The sequence below is a fragment of the Sneathiella sp. genome (assembly GCF_036960985.1).
GTDB lineage: Bacteria > Pseudomonadota > Alphaproteobacteria > Sneathiellales > Sneathiellaceae > Sneathiella.
The window spans coordinates 26,428-44,970 of sequence record NZ_JBALWD010000035.1 but is presented as its reverse complement, the minus strand read 5'-3'; the positions used below and the strand labels follow the sequence as shown (position 1 = coordinate 44,970).

Annotated in this window: 16 protein-coding genes; 4 read left to right on the top strand and 12 right to left on the bottom strand. The window is 51.3% G+C overall.

Features of this window, described 5'->3' with window-relative positions; all coding sequences use genetic code 11:
* The 3 genes from V7723_RS16670 to V7723_RS16660 form a co-directional block, all read right to left on the bottom strand.
* A partial coding sequence (locus V7723_RS16670) for an SAM-dependent methyltransferase (protein WP_335685624.1) occupies nucleotides 1-771 on the bottom strand: 771 nt, incomplete at its 3' end.
* A 185-nt stretch (nucleotides 772-956) separates the two neighbouring features.
* A complete protein-coding gene (locus tag V7723_RS16665; RefSeq protein WP_335685623.1) occupies nucleotides 957-2,537 on the bottom strand; it encodes a class I adenylate-forming enzyme family protein in 1,581 nt (526 codons plus the stop codon).
* A 147-nt stretch (nucleotides 2,538-2,684) separates the two neighbouring features.
* On the bottom strand, nucleotides 2,685-4,202 hold the full coding sequence (locus tag V7723_RS16660) for a bifunctional metallophosphatase/5'-nucleotidase (RefSeq protein WP_335685622.1): 1,518 nt from the start codon (nucleotides 4,200-4,202) through the stop codon (nucleotides 2,685-2,687).
* Between the two features lie 41 nt (nucleotides 4,203-4,243).
* Here V7723_RS16660 and V7723_RS16655 point away from each other — a divergent pair, with 41 nt between their 5' ends.
* Nucleotides 4,244-4,783: an HIT family protein gene (locus tag V7723_RS16655; protein ID WP_335685621.1), complete on the top strand. Its 540-nt coding sequence runs from the start codon at nucleotides 4,244-4,246 to the stop codon at nucleotides 4,781-4,783.
* Here the strand turns inward: V7723_RS16655 and V7723_RS16650 are convergent.
* From V7723_RS16650 to V7723_RS16635, 4 genes are read right to left on the bottom strand one after another with little or no spacing between them, the layout of a single operon-like run.
* On the bottom strand, nucleotides 4,768-5,352 hold the full coding sequence (locus V7723_RS16650) for a sarcosine oxidase subunit gamma (protein ID WP_335685620.1): 585 nt from the start codon (nucleotides 5,350-5,352) through the stop codon (nucleotides 4,768-4,770). The two genes, V7723_RS16655 and V7723_RS16650, sit on opposite strands and share 16 nt — an antisense overlap.
* Nucleotides 5,345-8,323, bottom strand: a complete 2,979-nt coding sequence (locus V7723_RS16645) for a sarcosine oxidase subunit alpha family protein (protein WP_335685619.1) — start codon at nucleotides 8,321-8,323, stop codon at nucleotides 5,345-5,347. The genes V7723_RS16650 and V7723_RS16645 overlap by 8 nt, the downstream gene beginning before the upstream one ends.
* Nucleotides 8,320-8,595, bottom strand: a complete 276-nt coding sequence (locus V7723_RS16640) for a sarcosine oxidase subunit delta (RefSeq protein WP_335685618.1) — start codon at nucleotides 8,593-8,595, stop codon at nucleotides 8,320-8,322. Before V7723_RS16640 ends, V7723_RS16645 begins: the two co-directional genes overlap by 4 nt.
* 35 nt (nucleotides 8,596-8,630) lie before the next feature.
* Nucleotides 8,631-9,887 carry a sarcosine oxidase subunit beta family protein gene (locus V7723_RS16635; RefSeq protein WP_335685617.1) on the bottom strand — a complete coding sequence of 419 codons (1,257 nt, stop codon included), beginning with the start codon at nucleotides 9,885-9,887 and terminating at the stop codon, nucleotides 8,631-8,633.
* A gap of 179 nt (nucleotides 9,888-10,066) precedes the next feature.
* On the opposite strand from V7723_RS16635, the gene V7723_RS16630 reads away from it, so the two are divergent.
* The gene (locus V7723_RS16630; RefSeq protein WP_335685616.1) at nucleotides 10,067-10,798 is read left to right on the top strand and encodes an SDR family oxidoreductase; all 732 of its coding nucleotides are present in this window, start codon (nucleotides 10,067-10,069) and stop codon (nucleotides 10,796-10,798) included.
* A 13-nt stretch (nucleotides 10,799-10,811) separates the two neighbouring features.
* Here V7723_RS16630 and V7723_RS16625 read toward each other — a convergent pair whose 3' ends face one another.
* Both V7723_RS16625 and V7723_RS16620 read right to left on the bottom strand, forming a co-directional pair.
* Nucleotides 10,812-11,870: a DUF2332 domain-containing protein gene (locus V7723_RS16625; RefSeq protein ID WP_335685615.1), complete on the bottom strand. Its 1,059-nt coding sequence runs from the start codon at nucleotides 11,868-11,870 to the stop codon at nucleotides 10,812-10,814.
* A gap of 233 nt (nucleotides 11,871-12,103) precedes the next feature.
* Nucleotides 12,104-13,048, bottom strand: a complete 945-nt coding sequence (locus tag V7723_RS16620; protein WP_335685614.1) for a cyclase family protein — start codon at nucleotides 13,046-13,048, stop codon at nucleotides 12,104-12,106.
* Between the two features lie 214 nt (nucleotides 13,049-13,262).
* Here V7723_RS16620 and V7723_RS16615 point away from each other — a divergent pair, with 214 nt between their 5' ends.
* The gene (locus V7723_RS16615; RefSeq protein WP_335685613.1) at nucleotides 13,263-14,570 is read left to right on the top strand and encodes an alpha/beta hydrolase family protein; all 1,308 of its coding nucleotides are present in this window, start codon (nucleotides 13,263-13,265) and stop codon (nucleotides 14,568-14,570) included.
* 30 nt (nucleotides 14,571-14,600) lie between these two features.
* Here V7723_RS16615 and V7723_RS16610 read toward each other — a convergent pair whose 3' ends face one another.
* A complete protein-coding gene (locus V7723_RS16610; RefSeq protein WP_335685612.1) occupies nucleotides 14,601-15,734 on the bottom strand; it encodes an MFS transporter in 1,134 nt (377 codons plus the stop codon).
* Between the two features lie 495 nt (nucleotides 15,735-16,229).
* On the opposite strand from V7723_RS16610, the gene V7723_RS16605 reads away from it, so the two are divergent.
* Nucleotides 16,230-17,006, top strand: a complete 777-nt coding sequence (locus V7723_RS16605; RefSeq protein ID WP_335685611.1) for a VPLPA-CTERM sorting domain-containing protein — start codon at nucleotides 16,230-16,232, stop codon at nucleotides 17,004-17,006.
* A 56-nt stretch (nucleotides 17,007-17,062) separates the two neighbouring features.
* Here the strand turns inward: V7723_RS16605 and V7723_RS16600 are convergent, their stop codons facing one another.
* Nucleotides 17,063-17,695 carry a nucleotidyltransferase family protein gene (locus V7723_RS16600; protein WP_335685610.1) on the bottom strand — a complete coding sequence of 211 codons (633 nt, stop codon included), beginning with the start codon at nucleotides 17,693-17,695 and terminating at the stop codon, nucleotides 17,063-17,065.
* 1 nt (nucleotide 17,696) lies between these two features.
* A complete protein-coding gene (locus V7723_RS16595) occupies nucleotides 17,697-18,539 on the bottom strand; it encodes an XdhC family protein (RefSeq protein WP_335685609.1) in 843 nt (280 codons plus the stop codon).
* Nucleotides 18,540-18,543 lie beyond the last annotated feature (4 nt).

Sequence of the window (18,543 nt, the reverse complement as noted above, 5' to 3'; positions counted from 1 at the left end):
GACGTTCAAGCGATATTCATCCGTAATATTCTCCGCGATGCTGACATCAAAACCAGCATCCGTCATCAATTTACGGGTTTCCTGGACGTCCAACAAATGAGGGGTCGAAGGTTCGTTTTGCTTCCACTTATCCAACTCCGGTGCTTCCCCTCCCATACCATCAAGCATGAAATCTGACATCATGAACTGACCTTCCGGTCTTAACATCCGATGAATGGCTTTGAAGCATTTTCGTTTATCTTTTACGTGGAACAAAGATTCTGACGAGTAGACCACGTTTGCCGAACGGTCTTTGGGTTTGAAATCCTCAAAATCACATTTAACGGACGTTATATTGCGTTGCAGACCCGCCATTTTTGTCATTTCATTGGCCGCATCGATAAGCGTCTGGTCTTCATCATAATTAGTTACATATGTTTCATATGTTTCCGCAACCCAACGCGAGAATCCCGCCATGTTTCCACCGAGCTCACTCACACTCATGGTTTTGTTGATGCCCATGGGCTGGGTCATTTTGGTTTTCATCTCGTCGGGAATACAACGGGTCATCCCTTCACCAAAAAGCGTGACCACGGACTTCTGACGACTGACACTCCATCCCTTCACCGTCGGCGGACCATCATCAGCAACTTGTTGCCGCTCTGCTTCTTCAAGAACAAGTTGAGGCTTTCCGTCATCCAGATCATAGCCATTCCACCAAGCTTTGAAGCGCTTTTTTAATGTCGGTTTGTCAGCGATATCCGCTTCCAGACCCTCATCTCCCGTACTCATTCTAAATACCTTGATCTCAAACAAATCTGCCCGCCCGGAGGCGGAAATACCAACTCAATAAATTTATGCTCTTATTTTGGCAGTAAACTCTTAAACTTTGGTAAAGCAGTACTTAAAGAGTACTAGGTAAATTTTATACGCGAAATAATTGTAAATCTAAATGCAACTCAACATCCCTATGACCGTTAGGAATTTTCCCAGTACGGCACCCGAAGTTCACGTTTCATGACTTTGCCAATAGTACTGCGCGGTAGATTATCGCGAAATTCGACAGCAGATACCCGCTGGGATTTCCCCAGCCGTTCATTCACCCATTTGCGGATATTTTCCTCCGAAGTCTGCGACCCGGAAGACCTGACAACAAGCGCTAGAGGCGTTTCCCCCCATTCCTCGCTCGGGATACCAATCACGGCCACATCGGCGACATTTTCATGTTTCGTCAACGCAACTTCGATATCTGCCGCGTATATATTGAACCCGCCGGAGATGATCATGTCTTTCTTACGGTCGAGCAGGAACAGAAAATCATCTTCGTCAAATCGACCCATATCGCCGCTTTTGAAAAAAACTTTTCCATCCGGCGACCGCCAAATCATTTCTTCTGTCAAATCCTGCCGACCATGATATCCAGACATCATGGCATCGGACCGGCCAACGATTTCGCCGATCTCGCCTTTGGCTAGTTCAACCCCTCGTTCATTGATGATCCGCAGCTCAGTGCCCTCACCGGCTTGTCCAACAGAGGCCAGCTTATCGGGAAACTCAGTTGCCGACAAAGCGGTACCGATGCCACCTTCCGTCAGGCCATACACTTCAATCATCTTGCCCGGCCACCGCGCGACAATATCTCGTTTGACGCCCTCACGGAGCGGCGCGCTGGTAGATAGTTTCACTTCAAAGGAACTGAGGTCATAGCTATCAAAATCGGGTCGCGCGAGAATGCGCTGATACTGCACGGGGACCAGCATGGCGTGGCTAACCTTTTCGAGCGCGGCGATCTTCAGAAACTCACCGGCATCAAACTTGGGCATCACGACAATCCGGCCGCCCAGCGCCAACGTGGGCAGCAGCGCTACCAGCGTTGTGTTTGAATAAAGTGCTGTGGATACAAGGGTCACGGCATGGGAATTAATTCCCATGGCTTCGAAGCGAACGATATGCTGGTTCCGCATTTTCTGGCTCTGTTCAATTCCTTTGGGAACTCCGGTAGTACCGGAGGAATAAATCAGGTTGAAGGGATCTGTTTCAACGACATCGACAAACAAATCAGCATCCGAAACATCCTCAAGTCGGCTTTCGTAGGGCGTCCAGCCTTCGGCTTCAAAGTCAAACGCCACATACCCATCAGCCGGCACGTCGTCGACTGTTCCTTTAAAAGGATCGATCAAATTTTTGGTGGCTTCAGACGCGAAGACCATTTTCGATCCGGAATCCCGGATCATTACAGCCAGCTGTTCTGACGACGCCATGCCAGAGAGAGGAACAATACATAACCCGGCTTGCAGCGCGCCCAGAAAAACTTCCAGATACTCGACACTGCTTTTTGCCAAAATCGCAACCATATCGCCCCGACCCAAACCACGGGAAGCCAGCATATTGGCCACCTGATTGGTGCGCGGTAAAAACTCCGACCAGGTGCGGACGATTTCACCACATTTGATAACCGGCAAATCCGGCTTGGCCGCCGCCGCCTGACGCATACGTTCGGCATAATGGATGAATTCAAAAGTTTCGGAAGAAGACGGCGTGACAAGGGTGTCGGTCATAATCTGGATCCTGTTTTATCTTTCGGCTGCGCTTGAACGGCGGCCGTGCGGTTGCTTTTGCCGCAGATTAACGTCAAGCATCCTGTTTGAAAAGCAAAGAAAAAAGCGCAAAGGCAAGTCTATGCCTTTGCGCCCATATTCTAGCTGTTATTTCGCGTTGATACGATCGCCTGTTGTCGGGCTTATTTCGCCGCGTTCAGCAATATAGTCGATGACCGTGGTCGCCATAAGCGTTCCTCCGGCGCGGTCAATTAACTGCGGTTTTCCTTTAAGAACCGCATACCCGTCGCCACCGTTGGCAACATAATCATTGGTCGCCAGAGTATATGTCTTAGACGGATCTAACGGCTCCCCGTTGACTTTGATATCATAGGCACGTGAGCCGACAGGCAATGCTTTATCGTAGCCAAAGGTCAGGCCTGAATAATGCCCAAACCGTCCGGCCACATCCTCAACTTTGGAGACGCCGGTTTCGACAACCTTTTTGACATCCGCTCCGGTAATCTCAACTTTTACAGTGACATTGCCAAATGGCAGTTCCGTCAGGATATCCTTGCGTGTCAGAACCGTTCCCGCGTCATAAACCTTGTCGCCGCGAATACCGCCGCCATTGGTGAAACCGATATCTGCACTCACTTCATCTTTCATGGCATCGGCAATGAGATTGGCGAAATTTGATTCCATTGAACGAACAGTCCCGCGGCGCGTATCCAGTGCCACGGTCGTTGTGCCAATTTCGACACCAAGTTCTTTATCGAGCTCTGCTTCATAGCGGGCAACAATGGCCCCGATTTTCGGGTCGCGATCCGCACCCTTCGTTGGGATCATGCGCCAGCTCGGTTGCACCACAAGGCGTTTCTTTCCGCGCTTTTCGATCCATTCAACATCCAGATCCACAACACCAAGATAAATACCCTGCGATCCGGACTGCATGATTGTCGTGCCGCCAACAACCATATTTGCCGGAATATGATCATGCCCAGCCAAAATCAAATGAATGCCTTTCACACTTCTGGCCAGTCGCATGTCTTCTTCAAAATCCATATGAGTCATGGCGACGATAATCTCTGCCCCCTGCTCTTTCAGGGATTTGACAGCCCGTTCCGCCGTCTCGAAGATATCGCCAAATTTGATGCCATCCCCAGGGGACGCTAGAAACTTGGTTTCCGGTGTGGTGATCCCGAAGAAGCCAACTTTGAATCCGGCAATCTCCATGATCAGGTAACCTTCGGCTCCGACCGCAATCTTACCGCTGGCATCAAAGATATTGGTGCCGAGCCATGGAAAGTTAGACTCGGCAACCCGCGCCGCCGTGACCTCAGGTCCAAAATCGAATTCATGATTTCCGAGCACAGCAACATCCGTGTCCACGGCGTTCATCAACTCGATCATTTGCGTGCCCTTGGTCAGACCCGAAAGAATGGACGGGGAAATCAAATCGCCCCCAAAGGTCGTAATGGAATTGGGAGAGCGTTTCCGTTCTGCCATTAACAAGGCAGAGAGTTCAGCAAAGCCGCCATTCCCCTTCACACCAGAAATCTGATCCATATCGTTGGTATGCAAAAAGGTCAGCCGCGTCGGTTCAGCCGTTGCCAGCGCTGTCATCATCAGCAGCGTCGCGGCAAGGGCCGCAATAAATTTGAGAGATATGACCTGTAACTTCATGTTGAAGCTCCTCATCCTGTTGGAAATAGGGGTTGTTCTTATTGCGCACCAGACTACGCGGTTCTGTCGCTGATGGCAAAAACTTGCTGTTCTTCAACGGTATTTTTGTATTACTGTTTACGCCATCAACCGCTCCGTCCGAAGACACTTATATTGAGGCCGCCATGTTTGACCTTCATCCACAGCTCGCCAATGACACTGAAACCGTACTTGAACTGGACATCTGCCGTGTGCTGCTGATGAATGATAGCCGTTACCCGTGGATAATCCTCGTCCCGCGACAGGAAAATCTTGTCGAGCTGCATGATCTGGATGCGGATATCTACCCCAGGGTCATGGCCGAAATTCGTCAGGCGTCCCGATTGATGAAAGAGCTGTTCTCGGCCCACAAAGTCAATGTAGGTGCCCTCGGCAACATGGTATCGCAACTGCATATCCATGTGGTCGCCCGGCATGAAGGCGATGTCGCCTGGCCCGGACCCGTCTGGGGTGTCGGGACCGCCATTCCCTATTCACAAGCGGATGAAATTGGCCGCGCGGCGCGCATTCGTCGCGGGTTCGACGCTTACAAAACCTCGTAACCGAACTGTTCAGCAGTTTCTGTAAGCCAGGTCCACATATTCAGCGCGGTAGTCCGCATGAAAATCAACTCGAACTGATCAGCTTTGTTGCGGATCAATAGAACACCCAAACCATGGATCTCCGTGAACCCGCAAGCGCCGACGGGAAAGGCTGCCTCCGACAAATCAAGACGGATGCCCCGCCTCAAAAGATTGGTAACTTTCGGGCCGCTGAGTGACAAGGCACAGCGGCTATGGCTAAGGGACACAACACTACCTTCGTCATCCGAGACCATCGCCCGCAGAATTTCCGCCGTGCCTTCATCCCCATAATAGACCAGTCGCCCCGGAGCAGCCCGCATCAAGGCGCCTTCCTTGATCCGCGAGACCTTACCCGCGATCGGCAGTTCATTGACGCCCAAAAGTTCGAAGAGTTTCGAGCTTAACGCCGGCGATGCGGCCGTCCAAAAGGTAAGTTCCAAATAGGAAAAACTTTTTGTTTCCTGAATGGTTACGCCTATTTCCTCAGATATATTTCCAAATTTCCCGAGGATACGTTTCTGGCTCAGGGGTGATTTCCGCTCAAGCATGTAATCTCTCCCCTTTTGGATCATAGAAATGCGGCGAACAGACCTTTACATCAATCACGCTGTCAGTCATGGCATCCACGGCTCGAATAATCGTCCCTTCACGGGCCCGGCCTTCGGCCAACAGCCCAAGCCCGATTTGCCGTTCCAATGCCGGACTATAGGTGACCGAGGTGACTTGCCCCAGACCATGACCGCGCGGCGTCGTCCCATCGCCTTCGAACAACAGATATCCGGCTTCCAAGGGGGTTGTGCCATCCACAGGCGACAGCCCTACCAGTTGTTGCCGGTCTTTTCGGATCAGGCCTTCACGATCTTTCAATACGCTGCCGACATAGGCTTTTTTGCTGCTCAGCAATCCGCCCATGCCTAAATCTGTTGCCGTCGTCCGTCCATCAAGCTCTGGTCCCGCCACATGGCCTTTCTCAATGCGCAGCGCCCCCAAAGCTTCCGATCCATATAAAACCATCCCTTCGCCCTGCCCGCCAACCTGCAACTGGTTCCACAACTGTTCGGCAAAGCCGGCACGGGTATAAACCTCAAACGCCAGTTCGCCGGAAAAGCTCAACCGGCAGATGCGGATCGGCATTCCTTCATACTCAAAATCAAGAACGCCCATAAACGGGACAGCTTCCGTACTGAAATCTGTGCCCGGAAAACTTGATGTCAGGATTTTTCGGCTGTTCGGACCCGCCAGTGCCACCCCGGCCCATTCATCCGTAACGGACGTCAGATTAACCTTCAATTCGGGCCAGTCGACTTGCAGCAAATACTCGAGATGCCGCATGACCCGGGCGGCGCCGGTGGTCGTGGTGGTCATAAAATACCGATTGTCCGCCAGCCGCCAGGTGGTTCCGTCATCCATAACCATACCATCATCGCGCAGCATCAAGCCGTAACGCGCTTTACCAACTGCCAGCATCTTCCAGCCATTGGTATAAACCCGATTGAGAAATTCTGCGGCGTCCGGTCCCTGAACATCGATTTTACCCAAGGAAGAAACATCCACCATACCAGCTGTCTGCCGAACCTCCGCTGTTTCGCGGATATACGCTTCAGTGACAGTCTCACCGGCTCTCGGATAGTACCAGGCGCGAACCCAGTCGCCAGCCTCGATAAATTTCGCCCCTGCCCGTTGGTGACAGGCATGAAACGGACTGAAACGGGTCGCGCTCAATTCGGCGCCGACAGACCGCCCGGCAATAACCCCGATACTGATCGGTGTATAAGGCGGCCTGAATGTCGTGGTTCCGATAATCGATCGTTCTTGTTTCTGTGTCTCAGCTAATATCTCTAATGTATTGATGTTACCTGTTTTTCCTTGATCTCCGGCCATGCCCTGCGTGGTGTATCTTTTGACATGCTCAGGCGATTTAAAGCCTTCCAGCTGAGCCTGTTCAATATCATCGCGGGTCACATCATGCTGCAAATCAACAAAGCTTTTTCCTGCTTTTCGGATCGGGATCGCGGTAACACTACGTCGATCCTCATCCTGCGTTCCTTTGAAGAGCAACGGCATGGTCTTGCGACCACCCGTCAAGTATTTTGCAATTTTCACGGCATGCAGGGCCGCTGCTTCCGCATCATAATACCCAGCCATTGCACCCGCGCAGCCATGTTCCTGTGTAGCGCAAGCACCGGGCATATAGGTATCCAGTGCGGCGTCGTAAACCGGTTTAATGCCAATCTGGCTTTGCAGATGGACCACCGGTGCCCATCCTGCCGATTGCAACAAACTATCGCACTCAATGGAGATTTCCTTGGCTTGTGATCCTTCTGACAATCGGACGAACTTAACACTGCTGATGCGTTGATGACCGCGGGCCTCAATCACTTCGCAACCGGGAAAAAAGGGAATGCCGTTTGTGCGCGTAAATTCATGTAAGCGGCCATCGACCGTGGTTCGGCTATCGATGATCGCTGCGGGTTTGATTCCCTGCTGCATAAGGGAAACCGCCACGTCATAAGCACGGTCCTGATTTGTATAGAGGACTACACGCTCTCCGACTGCAACAGCGTAACGGTTGAGGTACTGTTCCGCCGCACTGGCCAGCATCACACCGGGTAAGTCATTGTTTCCAAAAATAAAGGGCCGCTCCAGCGCGCCGGTCGCCAGAATGACTTTCCCGGCCCGCACATGGCGCAAACGTTGTCGCGGCAAATGCGGATCGGACTTGCTGACATGGTCTTGTACCCGCTCGACGCAGCCAATCATATTGCCATCATAATAGCCAAATGCCGTCGTCCGCCGCAGGATCTTGATATTATCCAGTGCGTTGATTTCCGTGAGCATCTGCGCACGCCAGTCTTCTAAAGATTTACCGGCAATCTGTCCTTGTTCATACAGCAACGCTCCGCCCAGCTCGAAATCTTGCTCGACCAGCAAAACACGATGCCCGGCTTGACCCGCCGTCAGCGCCGCGCTCAAACCTGCAGCGCCACTGCCGACTACCAGAATATCCGTATGATCGTGGACATGCTCATAACTTTCGGGGTCCGGTAAATGCGTCCCCTTGCCCATGCCCGCAGCACGGCGGATGAATTTTTCATAGAATTCCCACGCGCCGGCCGGCCACATAAAGGTTTTATAGTAGAAACCGGCACTCAAAAATCGTGAAAACAATCCGTTTACCGACAACGCATCCACACGTAACGACGGCCAGCGGTTCTGGCTTTTCGCCGTCAATCCGTCAAACAGCTCTTGAGTTGTCGCCTGCACATTTGGTGTGAGACGGCCCAGTTCGCCCAGTTCAACCAACGCATTGGGCTCTTCCACTCCGGCAGCAAAAATACCGCGCGGACGATGATATTTAAAACTTCGGGCCACCAGATACTGACCATTTGCAAGTAAGGCGGAAGCCAGGGTGTCGCCTTCAAAACCCGTCATTTCACGCCCATCAAAGCGGAATTTTACGGTTTTAAGTCGATCGACACGGCCGCCCGAAATCCGACAGTTTTTTGTTCTAGGCATCATTCGCTGTCTCCTGCATCCGGAGTGGCAAATGTAACGTCGCTGATCTCGTTAGTGACCACATCGCGATTGACTTTCAACCAGGACCGGCAACCTTGCTGGTGGAACCAGTACTCCGCATGGGGACCCTTCGGGTTCTCGCGAAGGAAGACATAGTCGTTCCATACCTTCATATCAGTAGTGGACATGTCAGGGCGTGTCCGACTGGCATCGCCACCATAGACAAATTCCGTCTCGTCCCGCTTTCCGCAAAAAGGGCAGTCAAAGCGCAGCATTACAAGCTCCCTTTAAACAGATGGTTGGGTAAAAGTTAATGTGCATTTGGAACTGGCCCCGCGCCTCTTTCGTCAATCTGATATCCTCTAGAAAACCGGTCCAGCCTGAATTTTTCGTTAAAGCGATGCGGTTCATCGCGGGCAATAGTATGGGCGAAACACCAACCGGATGCCGGTGTCGCCTTGAAGCCGCCGTAACACCAGCCGCCATTGATATACAGTCCGTCAATCGGCGATTTACAAATGATCGGACTGCCATCCATGGTCATATCCATGACCCCACCCCATTGCCGCAGGATTTTTAACCGCGACAGGAACGGTGCGAAGGAAACGCCGGCCGCGAACACATGTTCGAACGTTGGCAATCCGCCTTTTTGCGCATAACTGTTATAGCCGTCGAGATCACCGCCCATGACAAGTCCGCCTTTGTCCGACTGGCTGATATAGAAATGCGCGGCCCCAAAGGAAATAACCGTATCAAAAATTGGCTTCAATGGCTCAGAGACGAATGCCTGAAGAACATGGCTTTCAATAGGCAGGGTCAGACCTGCTTTTGCCGCCAGATGGGACGTATGTCCGGCCACGGCCGTGCCAATTTTATCTGCTCGAATTTCACCGCGTGACGTTCGGACACCGACCATTTTTCCATTCTCGCGAATAAATTCCTCAACTTCGCAATTCTGGATAATATCGACACCCAGTTCATCAGCGCCGCGCGCGTAACCCCAGGCCACGGCATCATGGCGCGCCGTCCCGGCTCGTTGTTGGTAAACCGCCCCCAATATGGGAAAGCGGGCATTGGCCGAATAATCAATTCCCGGCACTTCCGCTTTCATCTGTTCCGTATCAATTAGTTTCGCTTCAATGTCGTTAAACCGCAACGTGTTAACTCGACGGCGTGCCGCATCACGCTGGGCCGGATTATGAAAGGTATTATACTGTCCACGTTGCGAGAACATCACATTGTAGTTCAGGTCTTGCGACAAATCTTCCCACAGCTTTACCGAATGCTCGTAAAAATCAGTATTGCCTTCAATCATGTAGTTTGAGCGGACAATGGTTGTATTCCGGCCCGTATTGCCACCGCCAAGCCAGCCTTTTTCAAGCACGGCAACATTTGTGATGCCATGCTCCTTCGCCAGATAATACGCGGTCGCCAGACCATGCCCGCCGCCGCCGATAATGATCACATCATAGCGGTCCTTGGGCACGGGATCGCGCCAAGCTGCCGCCCAGTTTTTATGGCCGGATAGTGCCTGCTTGAAAATTTCGAAGGCCGAATAACGTGCCATTCAATTCTCCCCCTATTTGTGCCCGTCTGCCCGACCACATCAACGTCCATAGCGACATATGATTATGGTTCTTTTTTGTCTCATTACGCCACAGTTTTCTATGTAAGCGTCATCATTGACATTATCCGCATCCCGATCCAAACTTTTTATCGCGCAACAGGCTTCAAAAAGGAAAAAAAATGACCAAAAAATCCTGTCTTGTTATCGGCGCCGGAGATGCGACCGGCGGCGCCATCGCCAAACGGTTTGCCCGCGAAGGGTTTGAGACCTGCATTGTCCGCCGGGCCCGGCATCTCGACCAGCTGCAAGGACTCGCTGCGGAAATTGCCGCCGAGGGTGGCTCCGCCCATGCCTTCGGCGTCGACGCCCGCGAGGAGGACGAAGTAACCGCCTTATTTGCCAAAATCGAACAGGACATCGCGCCCCTTGGCGTTGTCGTGTTCAATATTGGCGGCAACGTTAATTTTCCGATCACCGACATGACCACCCGGGTATACCGGAAAGTCTGGGAGATGAGTTGTTTCGCCGGCTTTCTGGCCGGCCGTGAAGCGGCAAAATACATGATGCCACGCAACGCCGGCACGATTATCTTCACCGGCGCCACAGCATCAGTTCGCGGTGGCTCTGGCTATTCCGCTTTTGCCGGGGCTAAACACGGGCTTCGAGCTCTGGCGCAGAGCATGGCCCGCGAACTGGGCCCCCAAGGCATTCACGTGGCCCATACCATAATAGACGGCGCCATCGATACCGCCTTCGTTGCAGAGCGTTTCCCCGACCGATATGCCACCAAAGATCATGACGGCATCCTGCGCCCAGCCGAAATCGCGGAGAATTACTGGCATCTACATTCCCAGCAACGCAGTGCCTGGACATTTGAGATTGATCTGCGGCCGTGGGTTGAAAAATGGTAACGGACGAACACCTCTAATCCTGCCAGCCGGTCCAATCCACCCAACGACCATGAAAATCGGCGCGGCCAACTTGTTGACGTTCACCGCCGGGCCAGACCGTCAAACTCAGTTCGGCACCGGGGCCCACGCCGTCATTTTCCATCAACGCCCAAGCCAGCGGCGCGTCATCAGTGGCTTGGGCACCAGCGGCATGGATAATTTCTTCCCCCGCAGCACGTGCTTCTTCCGGCAGATACTGCCAGGCAATGGTGCTGTAAATAACATGCACCGCGCCCTCATGGGATCGCGCTGTCTCCTGCTTCAGCCAGTCCAATGCATCTGCTTCAGCCACCCGGATATCACGAGCCGCCGCGATTTCGAAGGCCGCTCTGGTCCGGACGAGCCGATCTTCCTGATCTGCCCAGATATAGGAAAGCTTGCGATCCCGATCCTCTGGCGAGCCCGGGTCAATGGGTTTCAAATCACAGCCTGTCCGGGCAATGATATCCAACTCTGTTCGCGGGGCTGGAACGCCATGCCATGTTGGATTGAGGGCCACAGCAGAGCCTTCATCCCCCCAAGCCTGATCACCCAACGTAATATGATAGTCATCCAGAAACAGATTTAATCCCGCGCTGGCACCGATTTCCGTCAAGCTGAGCGGCTTGCCCGTCAGCCGGCTAATCTCCAGAAATAATGGTAAAGTGGCGCCGGATCGCCGCACTTCGTTGGTTTGCGGCGGACTTTTCAAGCGCTCCAGAATAAAGGTTTCTTCGCTGACTAAAACGCTAATAATTGCCGCCCAAAGTGTATCGTCATCCACGGAAAGGTCATTTGGCGGATATACCGCCAGCAACACCGGCTCTTTTTTCGAGATCAACAAACCATGCAACGCACCGGCCAACCGCAAAGGAACGGAATCGGCCAAAGCTGTTGGATCCCCGGGCCACTCTAATATATGATCCATCACCGTATTTCCCGGCGCCAATCGCTCCCCTGCCAATCGGCATAACCGAGCGGTAAACGGGGATCCGAGTGTTTCACAGGCTTTTACCTGCTGCAAAAAAGCCGCACGAATATCTTGTTCCGACACATTGGTCTCCAGTTAAAAACGTCAACAAACACGGGTGATTGAAAATCACAATAATGCCGGCTATCTGGCAAAGGGTTTATCGTTAGGAAGGTGGAGATAATACAACAGTAAGGTTCAAATGTCAAGTTATTTAAACTCTTTAACCGAGTATTGATATGGAAACAAAGCTCGCAATACATAAAAAAACGGGGATTGAGTTGTCTCAATCCCCGTCAATTTTTAAAGTTCAAAAGTTAGTAGAGAGCCACTGGATTAATGATCATCTGAACCGTACCACGAATCCGCGGCTGGCCAAGAACGAACATAAATTCGGTCACACCATCCCGAACCAGAGGACCGGTATTCATGGTCTCCAGAATATAGATACCATGTTCCTTCAACAGTATCACATGTCCGTAGAACGGACGGCCTTCTTTTTCAGGCGGAACCACATCAACACCCCAGGTGTCAGCTCCAACGGCCATGACATTTTTGGACGCCAGCCATTCCGCTGCATCCTCAGAAGTACCAGGTTCGCCGCTTGCCCAGGCTACCGGATCAGATTCCAACTTGGCATCCGTCCAGCCCGTATAAAATAACACGATATCACCTTCGCGAATTTCAACACCTTGTGCCTTGGAGGCGGCTTGAATGTCGGCGGCTGTAAAGAACTTACCGGCGGGCAGAGATTCCATACCAAAATGTTTGGCCATATTCAGCACCACGCCCCGACCGACCAGCGGCGGCACATTATGGGTACCCATTTTCTTCAACCCGGTGAGTGCAGCGAAATCTTTTTCATCATTACAGTTGTAATACATGCCGTCCTGACCGAGATGGCCAAGGCCGTCGAGCTGTGATCCAATCCCCAACCAAAGCTGTACCAAATCGTCGTTGTAACTTCCGTTATACGCAAACAGACGTCCACCGCCCTGCTGATTAGGCTGCACCACTTGCAAACTCAACCCGCGTGGAGGAAAGGCTGGCGTTGAACTGTCGATGACAATCCCAAGCGGCACTGATTTGCCTTGCTTAATGAGCTTGGTAGCGGCCAGCGTCCGTTCCGGTGTCACCAAATTGGCTGACCCGATTTCATCATCCGCACCCCATTGCGAGGGTTTGCAATCTGCTGCGAACGCTGCTCCTGTCATGAAAGTTAATCCCACCGCACTGAGGGCGAGGGTTTTTAGTATCGACATTGTTTTCCTCCACATTATTTTTTTGTTTAGGAGGAAATCTTAATGTTCACCCCCCTATTACACAAGGCTGGAAAGAAAATACTTTTAAAGCCTAATGCCTGCGCCATATTGATTTCAGGATTGGTAACAATTTTGTCGCGAAATTGTTCTTTTCTTGAACAGTTGATTCGCGTACCGTCGTTCTGGATAAAAATCTCATAATGGGAAGTAAATGATGAAAAAGATAATAGGGATCGTAATTGCGGGGATGATGATGAGTGGTGTCGCCAATGCTGTTGACAACCGTGTCGATGGCCAGCGGCCAGACGCGCCAGTTCTCGCCAAACCCGGCGATTTTGGAATTGGCGTTCGAACTATCAAACTGGTTCATAAAGATCAAGTCGACATTTTGAAAGTTGAAGCCGGCAAACCACTTCCAAAATATGACCGCCCCCTGACCGTAGAAGTCTGGTATCCGGCTGACGGGGATGAAAATGGCGGGACTTATGAAAATGTATTTTTGCGTGATGGCAAAACTCAAGTGTCTTTGTATGGTCTTGCGGCGCGCGACGATCAGCCCTTTAAATCTGCGGAGCCTTACCCGCTGGTCATTATCTCTCACGGGTATCCCGGCAACCGGTTTTTGATGAGCCATTTCGGCGAGAACCTTGCGTCCAAGGGATATATCGCTGTCTCCATAGACCACACAGAAAGCACTTATGACAACAAGGCCGCTTTCGGCAGCACCTTGGTCAATAGGGCCCTGGACCAGAAGTTCGTCCTCGATGAAATGACACGCCTGAACAATGACAAAAATAGCTTCCTCAACGGCATGATCGATACTTCCAAAACGGGTCTAATCGGTTATTCCATGGGCGGCTATGGCGCTGTGATCACTGCCGGCGGCGGCGTTACAAAAGCCAGCACCGAATATCCTTGGGGAGCGCCAGCCGGGACATTGGAAGTGATGATGGCCGGCACTGATTCCCACAAAGCGCTCCTTGATGATCGGTTTAAAGCCATTGTCGCCATCGGGCCTTGGGGTATGAATGCCGGGTTCTGGAATGCCGAAGGCCTCGCCGGTGTTCGCAAGCCAATGATGTTTATTGGTGGTAGCGAGGATGAGACCTCCTTATATGAAAATGGTGTGAAAGCATTATATGACGGATCGGTAAATTCGGATCGGTACTTACTAACTTTCATGAGTGCAGGCCACAACGCGGCCGCCCCTATTCCCGCACCAATAGAATCCTGGGCTCCGGTCGACAACCTGGATTTTTTCCCGTTTGAACATTATGCGGATCCAGTTTGGGATACTCTGCGTATGAACAATATCGCCCAGCATTTTGTCACCGCTTATTTCAACCAGCATCTAAAGGGAGACGACGACATGAAGTCTTACCTCGATATTGTTGAAGTTGCAGAAGACGGTGTCTTTGCCGTTGAAAAAGATGGCTCGGAAAAGCCAGAACATACCTATTGGAAGGGCTTTCAAAAAGGCTCTGCCAAGGGTCTGAAACTGGAACATTCCGCGGCCAAGTAACCCCTTGCTGACAGCGGGATATCCTCGCTGTCAGTTTCTCCGCTTTTTTGGTCCAAGCAACATGAATAGACCGAATGGAACGGTGCATAAGGCCAACACACCGAGCGAAACCAACGGCAGCATATCGTGCCCGAACTCCACATAAGTGAAATTGGAAATCCAGGAACCAACGGAGATGCCGAGATATAAGGCAGATGCGTTAAGTGCCAGCAATAGACTGCGTTGGGCCGGGTCAATATTGGCGATGCGTTGCTGTTGCGGTGAATGGAACATCATGCCCGAAAATGCCCAAAAGGATACGCCGACAAGGGCCAATAAAAAGACTGGCTCTACTAGTTGCAGGATGATCAATCCGGCAGCAAGTCCCAAAAGGCTTATCAAGATGATTTTATCCGGCCCATAGCGATCTCCTAGCCGGCCAACGAAGACATTGCCCAGAACCCCGTTGACACCGTAGACAAGGAGAACGACGGCAATCATATTTTCCGGCATATTGAATTTATCGGTCATATAAGGCGCAATCAGCGCATAGGTGCAGAAAATCGACGTCATTTGCAAGAATGTCATGAGGATGGCCCCAGATGATCTGCGTCCCAAAAGCGCTCGCAACAAATGGCGCAGTGATGACTCTGCTCCCGGATTTCGATCGCGAACCAACAACAGTACGGAAGCCATGGACAACAGGCAAAACAATGCCAGCAGCAACATTACATTGCGCCAACCAATCAGGGTTCCCAAATACGCCGTCAAGGGAGTCCCCAAAACCGAGGCAACTGTCAGGCCGGCGAACACAATTCCCATTGCCCGTCCCTGCTGTTCCGGTGGCGCCAATCCGGCGCCGATGGCGGAACACATGGGACTGACAGACGCCGCACCCAACCCCATTATCCCTCTCGATATAAAGAGCATTTCGTATGAAGTCGCGTAGGCACCCATGACCTGGGCTCCGGCCAATATTATGAGGCCCATTGACAAGATAGTTATCCTGGGAAGCCGATATAGAAATACCTGCGTCAAAGGCGCCGCAATGGCAAAGGTCAGAGCGAAAACGGTGATCAGGAACGCAATATCCGCTGGTGATACCTTTAACCCGTCGGCAATTTCATATGTCAGGCCGATGACTGAAAGGCTGGACGTCCCAACCATGAAATAGGCTGTACCCATGGACGCCAGCGCCCAAAGCGGGAACGGTTTTTTTATTATTGGTTTTACCATCGCCGCGAATATATCAAATCAACATTGGCAACGACAGCAGTAATATTTGGAGACCGCCCGTCTGAACAATAATAAGTACACTGTTACTATGTATCTATTTTGAGCAGGGATCGACCAATGGCGTTTCCATTCATAGCCTCCAACCACAATGATTTACTCGTGAATTTATATCATAAAAGTAGAATGTACTATATACAGAGTACATTAAAAACGTAATCATATTAAGTGCATAGAAAATAGTTACATTTGTTAAAAATCCCTCATTACCTGTTTTTTTTCACAAAATTACCCGCAGTAACAGAATATGAAGAATAATTTTAATTGAAATTACCTAAAATTTTCGCTACCAATAGATGAATATTGTATTTCGCCAAAATAAATTTCAGCCTCAGCAACCAACGACTCAAAATATGGTGCCGGGCAAGATAGTAAAGAAAGAGAAAAATGACTTTAAGAAAAACCACGATTTCGCTCCTAGTAGCCGGAACCACCCTCTTCGCTTTTAATGCTAACGCCGCCATCGTCGCCGATACGACAGTGACGCCGAATGTCATTTTTGGGGATGGCAATGCAAATGGTGGTTTTGCTGTCGATACGCAAAATAATGTTGAATTGGGCTTACGGGCTAAGCAACGGTATCCAGCCGCCAACATTTTCCCCAATGGCGGCACGACGACATATACTTTCGAGCCGGGAAATGGCCCTGGAAACACGAGCCCCAATCGACCTCTCTGGAATTTCGAATGGTCAGTAAATACGAATGTTGCCGGCGGCGAAGGCGCGACCTTGATTGACTATTTCTATATCCTGTCAATCGATACGGATCCCGGTGTTGGAACGGACTATCTTTTTTTCGATCCCATAAATCAACCTTATGTTGACAATGCCATTGGAGATAATACGACCAGTAACGGTGGCGGTGAAGTGGCTGCTCTCGGGGATGTTTCAGCATATCAGTCGTTGATAGATGAGAATAATGTGGCACAAAACTCTTGGTGGTTGGGAACGTTCCTGGATCCCACCTTCGACCCGAACGCCGCCGGCATTTATCACTTTATGCTCGAAGCCTTTGATCAAAATGAAAATTTACTGGCCAGAACGGAGATGAATGTTCAAATTTCCGCCGTTCCTCTTCCAGCTGCATTACCGCTTTATGGCGCAGGCCTTGCCGCCCTTGGCTTTATGGCATGGCGCCGGAAAAACAAGGCAAAAACAGCCTAGTTTAATAAATTCAAAGAGATCAAAAAACGGCTGTATCCAAGATATGGCCGTTTTTTTTAACAACAGGGGGCACCGGGTGCCAGAACACTCTTGAGAGTGACTTCGTAATCGCCCGGTGTGTCGATATCAGAAATATAAGCGCTACTATCAACTGAAAATATTTCGGTTTTTTCCGGGTGTTCGCGCACCAGTTTCTTACAACCAGCATTCATCGCGCCCGCTGCGATATCTGCAATAAATTGACGCGGAATGATAATCGGATTTCCTCGCTCACCTGCATAATCTGGGATCAGTATTTTTGGCTCGGGCTGAACCGAGAACCGTCGGTGCAACCGCCGATAATCCTCCGCGGTCAAAAAAGGCATATCGGATAGGGCCACCATCATCCCCCCGCCCCGGCCCGAAATCACTCGGCTTCCCGCACGCACAGACGACATTTGCCCTACTTCGAAATCATTGTTGTGGCAAAACTTCACGGGCAAATCCGAAATTTCATTGCTAATCTGTTCAGCATCGAACCCAGTAACAACCATTATTTCACCAACATTCGCTGCTACCAATTGCTCAGCCACATGCCGGATCAAGGTGGTCGCTTTAAACGGCATCAACAATTTATTCTCGGCGCCCATACGCCGAGACTGCCCCGCCGCCAGCAACAACACATCGAGTTTTTGTATGGACGAGGCCATATTAGCCGACCCCTTGGTCTAAATCATCTTGTGGCCGTTTTTGTTGACCACTTTCCTGTCGTCGATGGGCAATGATTTCAGTGATGACCGCGAGGCCGATTTCCTCTGGCTCGATGGCGCCGATATTCAAGCCCGCCGGAGCGTATAACGTCTCAAATCCTGCTTTCAGATTTAGATCTTCAGTCAAAAGCTCTTCTTTCAGCGTGCTCAACTTGCGGCGACTGCACACCATGCCTTTATAGCCTGCACCGGATCCGATGACAGCGCGTAATGCGTCTCGGTCCCGTTTTCCCTGCGTTGCAACAATGGCAGCATCTTGCACATCCAACGTCAAAGCATCCAAATCAAACCCATCCAGGTAGGCGGCGGCGCCCGGCATTTTTTCATGATCTTCGGCGGAGGCAGCGACAATCAAATGGGCATCAAGGCATTGTGCGACAGAAAGGATAGCCTGAGCAATTGGTGAAGCGCCGCAAATTAACAGGATACGCGCCGCTTTCATGGGTTCGAGAAAAATATCAACAGTGCCACCGCTGGGACAACTGGATTTGTGTAACGTGACTCCATCCACATCCGTCGTCGTAACCACCTCATCCTTGGGCTTGACCCGGATCATTTGCGGCTCTCCCTGTTCAAGGCTTTGCAAAGCCGCACGGCGCACTGCACCGGTGACACAGCCGCCACCAACAAATCCATGCAAGTCGCCTTCTGGCGTGATAACCGCTTTCGCTCCAGCACGCGCCGAGGTGCTATCTGCCGTTCGCAAAACTGTCGCAACGCAGAAACTCTGGCCACGGGCCCGCAGCTTCTCAATCAGATCGAGCGTTTTCTTGGATGTGACCATGTAA